Origin of the sequence: Colwellia sp. 6M3 (assembly GCF_014077595.1) — a bacterium.
Lineage (GTDB): Bacteria > Pseudomonadota > Gammaproteobacteria > Enterobacterales > Alteromonadaceae > Cognaticolwellia.
Map to the genome: position 1 here is coordinate 24,701 of NZ_JACGWF010000049.1, position 7,036 is coordinate 31,736.

Sequence of the window (7,036 nt, forward strand, 5' to 3'; positions counted from 1 at the left end):
AATGATGTAAGTTAGTGCTTGGGCTGGGTGACTAAGTAAAAAGCGCTTAGCCACCGAAATCAGGTAAGATGCATATAGGTAGCATCCATGAAATAACAAGTTCATTAACTGGGGCAACAAACTGTATAAATGATAATGTAAGCATTTTATAATCTTAGCTTAAATTTATTAAAGTAGTATTAAAGTTGGTGTAACTTAGGTTATAAATTACATGGTGCTCAACCAGTTAAATTTCAAGTGTAGGTATTTATTCAAATATACATTCTAGGTTAAATTATAGTATGTTTTTCACCATACTTTTGCACCATACTGTAACAATGCAATATGAGCTAAAAAGGTTAATGAAAGAGCGAACCTATAAGTTTAAAATTTATAATTATAGCTCTGAATAAAACTATAAAATAACAAGGTTATTAGTTTAACTAGACAAAAATAAATCATGTTTACAGTTTTACGTTTTTTAGCTTAAGCAGTATTTACGTTATTTATTGACTAAAAATACCGCTCGGGTAAGCTAATAGTGTTTATCTTAATTTACAATGAATTAGCCGTTTATAACTTGACATGATTCTCATGCATTATTATTGCTCAATAAAGGATAACTATGCTAAGCGTATTGGGTACAAAAATAAAAAAGAAATCTAACCGCTACCGTCTAAAACTTACGGTATCGTTGCTCGCATTACTTGGCGCAATCGCCATTGGCTTTACGCTGTTAATCATTCAGATTCAGTCTGGTACTTCTGTTTATTTAGCCGCTTTAAGCAACTGGTCTCACGGGGTCAGTGAATCTGTTAGACAAGCTAAAAAGTATGTAAATTCTGGTGATCCTCGTGAACTACAACTCACACGCGAAAAATATCAAATTCCGCTTGGACACCTGCGTGGCCGTCTTATTTTAGAGCGTGATAAATTAGATTATCAATCGGCATACCGCAGCTTTTTACAAGGTGGAAATCACCCTGACGATATTGCAAAAATGATTTGGTTATTTCGTTTATTTCAAAATGCACCTTATTTTAACGATGCTATTACAGCATGGAGAAGTTCTGATCCATGGGTAATAAGATTAGGCGATACCATTGAAAAGCTGCCTATAGCATTGCAAACCTCTCCTTCAGAAGTCGAAGCCGTACAAATAGAGCTAGATGAAATAACCAATCGCTTAGCACAACCACAAAGTCAATTTCAGGTAAAAATGAGTTTAGCCAGTCGCGTTATTACTTCTTTATTATCGATTGCCAGCGTTATATTTTTTCTACTATTAGGTGGTATAGCAACACTATTGCTTAAAAAATTAACCGCCACAATTCGTGTTTCTGAATATAAATTTAGAAGTACTTTCGAAAATGCTGCCGTGGGTATCGCTCAATTAGATGCAAACGGGCGGATTATTGAAGCTAATAATGCCTTATGTAGTATTTTAAAATACAACTACACCGTTCTGTCGCAGCTAAGGTATAACCAGCTGATACATCCAGATGATAGTAATATATTTAATGAAGAGCGCTCTTTATTAGATAAAGGAGAAAGTGAACGAGTAACTTTTAAACAACGGTTACATACTATTGATAAAAGCGTTGTATGGGTGCAAACCACTATGTCGCGATTCGAATGGGGCAACCCGTCTGAAGTGCGCTACATTTGTATTATTGAAGATGTGTCAGAGCAACATCGACTCAGTAATGAATTAAGTTATCAAGCACGTCACGATAATTTAACTGGCCTGATCAACCGCAGAGCTTTTGATGGCTACTTAAGCGAGTCGTTACATAAAGCTCGAAGTGAAAATTTTGTCCATTGCCTATGTTTTATCGATTTAGATCAATTTAAAGTCATTAATGACACACTGGGTCATTTCGCAGGCGACCAGCTATTATTGCAAGTTACACAACTGTTCAGTCGTCAATTAAGAAAAAGTGACTTATTGGCTCGTTTAGGTGGCGATGAATTTGGCTTAATCCTCGATTGTTGTGATCCTGAACAAGCGATTAAAATGGCAGAAAATCTTCGTGATAGTCTCAGCCAACTACCTTTTAGTTGGGATGGGCGTGCCTTTAATATTGGCTGTAGTATTGGCATTACCCCTATTATGGCCACTAGCGGTGATGAAGCCTCAATATTACAAGCAGCAGACTCAGCTTGTCACATGGCCAAAGAGCAAGGTCGAAACCGCGTTATAATGACCTACCAAGATGATGTAGAACTTGCTGCAAGACGCGTTCAAATGGAATGGATTGAACGTATTCGCCGAGCTATTGATACAGACAAGTTATATCTAGATGCACAAAAAATAGTGCCTTTATCTGCTAATAAAAATACGCACATCGAAGTACTCGTTCGTATGCTAGGAGATAATAATGAAGTTATCCCTCCGAATGCATTCTTACCTGCCGCTGAACGCTTTAATCTCGTACATTTAATAGATCGCTGGGTAATTCACAAAGTTTGTGAACATCTACAACGTTATCCTTTGAAATTGAATAATATAGACGTATGCCATATTAATATTTCTGGTAAAAGTTTTGATCACGAAGATTTTACTCATTATACAATTAACACCATTAAGCAATATAACATTCCTGCAAGTTGCCTGTGTTTTGAAATAACCGAAACGGCAGCAGTTAGCAACTTAACTGTTGTGTGCGAATTTATGGAAAAGCTCAAAGCTATGGGCAGCAGTTTTGCATTAGACGATTTTGGTGCAGGACTGTCTTCTTTTGCTTACTTAAAGCAATTCCCTGTGAAATATCTCAAAATTGACGGCGCGTTTGTCAGAAATATGGCCAACGATGATACCGACAAAGCGATGGTTAACGCTATTAGCAATATCGGAAAAACCTTAGGAAAAGTTATCGTTGCAGAGTTTGTTGAAGACAAGCAGGCCTTAGCTTATCTAGAAGAAATGGGCGTTGAGTTTGCACAAGGGTATTATTTACATAAGCCAGAGCGGTTTGATGGCCTAGTGAGTATTATTAAATAATACTCACTACATCTCCAGACGTGCTATTGCTTCTGAATTATTAATGGTTACTTTAACGTCATTAATTAACTAAATATTTCACTGGCACTATAAGCGACTAAAAAACCTACCGCTGCAATCGGGCCAGTTATATCATGCATATCTTCAAAAGCTTCTGGGATCATAGTTTGTATGATCATCACTAAGATAGCCCCTGCCGCTAATGCGGTAGCAAAACCAATATATTCATTACCGAGTTGCCCTAAAAGGGTTAAGCCTAAATAAGCCGATAATGCTAGGACTAAGGTAATAGCAATCCAAAGTGTAAAAACAAAAGTAGCGCTTTTTCCTGCTTTTTTCATACCCGCCGAACTTGATAGCCCCTCAGGTATATTTGACATAAATACCGCAAAAACTGTGACTAAAGCAACACTGCCTCCTTCAAGCATACTGACTCCAATTGCTGCTGATTCTGGAATACCATCAAGTAGTGCGCCTAAAGCAATAGCCATACCGGCAGATGTAGCAATCTTGCTTTTATCCGTTGTTATTTTTGCATGTTTAGGTATACCTTGTGAGCGTTTACGATGAAGCCCACCACCATGAGATACAAAGTAATTCGCTATTGAGTAAACTAAAACACCAGAAGCAAAGCCGCTAACGGCATATAACAACCCTCCTTGTTCTGTTGCCTTAGCCATTAGCTCAAATGATAGTGCTGATATTAGAACACCCGCACCAAACGCCATAATACTGGAAATAACTTTATGAGGTAAATTAATAAAGTAACCCACTAAGGCGCCAAGTATAAGTGCAAGCCCTGAAACGCCCCCCCAAATTGCAGCCTCTAATCCTGGATTAATCATGGTTAAATCTACTTAGTATTTTGTTAATTGAAAGCCCTATTGCTAGGGCTAAGCCTAAAGCGATACGTTTAAATTTCTATTAAAACGTAAAAGTACCAATATTGAAGTTAATGTTTAGTTACTTAATATTTAGTTGTTTAATGTTTTGCCAACAACCGAATATCGTTACCCGTAGGCGACTCATGAACTCTAAGTGAAAATGCCGGTAAAACTGCAATAATATGATCGAAAATATCTGATTGAATATCCTCGTAAGCATTCCAACTGGTTGTGTTAGTAAAGGCATAAATTTCAATAGGTAAACCAAAAGTTGTTGGCTCTAACTGGCGAACGATTAACGTCATCCCTTGATGAATTTTAGGGTGATTTTTTAAATAAGATACCAAATACTTTCTGAACGTACCTACATTGGTCATGCGGCGACCATTTTGAATCACAGTCATATCGGCTTTTTTATCAATATTCTCTTTTTCAATTTCTGTAATTGTACTGGCAATATAGTCACTTAAAAGTTGCGCCTTTTTCAACTCACCTAATTGTTCTTTACTTAAAAAACAAACGCTACTCATTTCAACATGAATACTACGTTTTATTCTTCTGCCACCAGCTTCAGACATACCACGCCAGTTTTTAAAAGAGTCAGAAATAAGTGCATAAGTTGGAATTGTAGTAATAGTTTTATCCCAATTTCTCACTTTTACAGTGGTTAAAGCAATATCAACTACATCACCGTCTGCGCCATACTTTGGCATTTCAAGCCAATCGCCAACAGCAAGCATGTTATTTGCAGAAAGCTGTATACCCGCCACTAAACCTAAAATAGGGTCTTTAAAAACCAATAACAATACCGCAGACAAAGCACCCAAACCACTCAATAAAATAAGTGGTGATTTATCCATCAGTAACGACACAGCTAAAATAGTAGTTAAAATACTAGCAACAAGCTTAACGGTTTGTAGCAAACCTCTTAATGGAAAGTGCCCCCGAGTTTCCCGTCTGTCAGAAATCGATTGAAGAATATCTAAAAAGGTAAATAACGATAATAATGCAAAGAGAATAATCCATTGGTCGGTTACTACCTCAACAACGTGAAGAAACCATACTCCTTCGGCTATCCAGAGCTTCGCTTGTATAACAACTAAAGCCCCTTGAAGCGCAAATGAAAGTCGTCTGGCAAGCCGTTGAATTAACTTTATCGTTAGGTTTTGACCTTCTAAGGTGTCATTATTATTACAAGTATCTTTTAAAAAGTGTTTAGCTGCGCCTCTAATAATAAAATGCAACGCAATCGCAAAGGTAGCTATCCATACAATGACTAACATGTCATACCAAAAAAAGACATTACCTGGGAGGTTTTGCCCAAACCAACCTAATAAAAACTCTCTTATTTGCGCTCTTGTTTCAGTCATTATTTAGTTACCTTATACTTAATTCGAAGGTTTTTGTGATAAACACACTTATCAAAAAATCATGTTTTAGAGTTATTTACATTACTATTTTAACTTTTAAACTCAATTTAAACGCATGTAGCACAATAACTTAACTCGCACGTTAAAGGTAGCTACAACAATTAAATCAAACAGGAATGTATATTAACAATTAAATGCAGCCATTATCACCTAACGCAAGAGGCATCGCTAGGTGATAACGCTTTATTTCATTCAAACTTACAATAGAAGTAGAAGGGAAAGTAAAAACAAATGCCAATGACTGGCTCAAAAACTAAATGGCTTAGAGATAACACTTAGGCATAGGTATTTGAGCAACACCTGACGCAACTGCAGCTTCCGCTACCGCCTTTGCCACATTATGGCAAAGCCTTGGGTCCATAGGGCGAGGAATAATATAGTTTTTACCGAAGCTTAATGACTTTTCTCCACTGGCTTTTAATACGCTTTCTGGCACTTCAGCTTTTGCTAAAGTACGAATAGCGTGTACCGCCGCTATTTTCATTTCATTATTAATTTTTCTTGCTCGTACGTCTAATGCACCACGAAAAATAAACGGGAAGCACAATACGTTATTCACTTGATTAGGATAATCAGAACGCCCTGTCGCCATAATTAAATCATCTCTAACTGAATGTGCAATTTCTGGTTTAATTTCAGGATCAGGATTAGAACAAGCAAAAACAATAGGGTTTTCCGCCATTGTTAACAACTGCTCCTTCGACAACAAATTAGGCCCTGATACACCAACAAAAACATCCGCTTCGGCTATTGCATCATCAAGTGTGCGTTTATCTGTATTGTTGGCAAATAGCATTTTATATTCGTTTAGATCACTTCGACGAGTATGCACAACGCCCTTGGTATCAAGCATATAAATTTTTTCGCGCTTTGCTCCACATTGAATTAAAAGTTCCATGCAAGCAATTGCTGCAGCACCAGCACCTAAACAAACAATAACAGCGTGCTCAATGTCTTTACCTTGAATTTCCAATGCATTAATCATAGCTGCACAAGTAACGATAGCGGTACCATGTTGATCATCATGAAAAATAGGGATTTTACAGCGCTCTTGTAGCGCTTTTTCGATAATAAAACAGTCTGGTGCTTTTATATCTTCTAAGTTAATACCACCAAAAGTATCTGCAATACTAGCAACAGTATTAATAAACTCTTCAGGGGTTTTATGATTCACTTCAATATCAAACGAATCAATATTAGCAAAGCGCTTAAATAGCAACGCTTTACCTTCCATAACAGGCTTAGACGCCATTGGGCCTAAATTACCTAAACCTAAAACAGCACTACCATTTGATATAACCGCAACGGTATTTCCTTTGCCTGTGTATTTGTAAACATCGTCTGGATTTTCAGCTATTGCTCTACAAGGCTCTGCTACACCTGGGCTGTATGCCAATGATAAATCTTCACTGGTTTCCGCTGCAGTTGTTATTTGCACCGCTATTTTTCCCGGTGTTGGTTGAGCGTGGTAATCCAGTGCTCGTTGTTTAAAATCTATCATAGTGGACCTTTAATTGAATGGGTATATGTCATGAGCTAGTGCTCATAAACTTTTATTTGTATTGCATTAACAAGACTATTTATCGACATTTTGTGAATTTAGTCTGCCCTGTAGAGTTTGATTTAAAATTTACGAGGCAGCGGTTTATGGATGCAAATGCTTACCAAATAGAAAATCCTAATGGGGCTAAACTTTTGCTAAAGATTAAATAAAATCACAAATCCTGTCAGTTATGTCA

4 protein-coding genes are annotated in these 7,036 nt (G+C 37.1%); 1 reads left to right on the plus strand and 3 read right to left on the minus strand.

Annotated features, from left to right (window positions below; genetic code table 11):
* Positions 1 to 604: 604 nt before the first annotated feature.
* Entirely contained in the window at positions 605 to 2,983 is a 2,379-nt protein-coding gene (locus tag H4J50_RS11715; RefSeq protein WP_182256592.1) for a bifunctional diguanylate cyclase/phosphodiesterase, read from the plus strand.
* Positions 2,984 to 3,048: 65 nt separating this feature from the next.
* Here H4J50_RS11715 and H4J50_RS11720 read toward each other — a convergent pair whose 3' ends face one another.
* The 3 genes from H4J50_RS11720 to H4J50_RS11730 form a co-directional block, all read right to left on the minus strand.
* The gene (locus tag H4J50_RS11720) at positions 3,049 to 3,828 is read right to left on the minus strand and encodes a ZIP family metal transporter (protein ID WP_220466176.1); all 780 of its coding nucleotides are present in this window, start codon (positions 3,826 to 3,828) and stop codon (positions 3,049 to 3,051) included.
* A gap of 137 nt (positions 3,829 to 3,965) precedes the next feature.
* Entirely contained in the window at positions 3,966 to 5,237 is a 1,272-nt protein-coding gene (locus H4J50_RS11725) for a mechanosensitive ion channel family protein (protein WP_182256594.1), read from the minus strand.
* A 322-nt stretch (positions 5,238 to 5,559) separates the two neighbouring features.
* The gene (locus H4J50_RS11730; RefSeq protein ID WP_182256596.1) at positions 5,560 to 6,798 is read right to left on the minus strand and encodes a malic enzyme-like NAD(P)-binding protein; all 1,239 of its coding nucleotides are present in this window, start codon (positions 6,796 to 6,798) and stop codon (positions 5,560 to 5,562) included.
* Between the last annotated feature and the right edge of the window lie 238 nt (positions 6,799 to 7,036).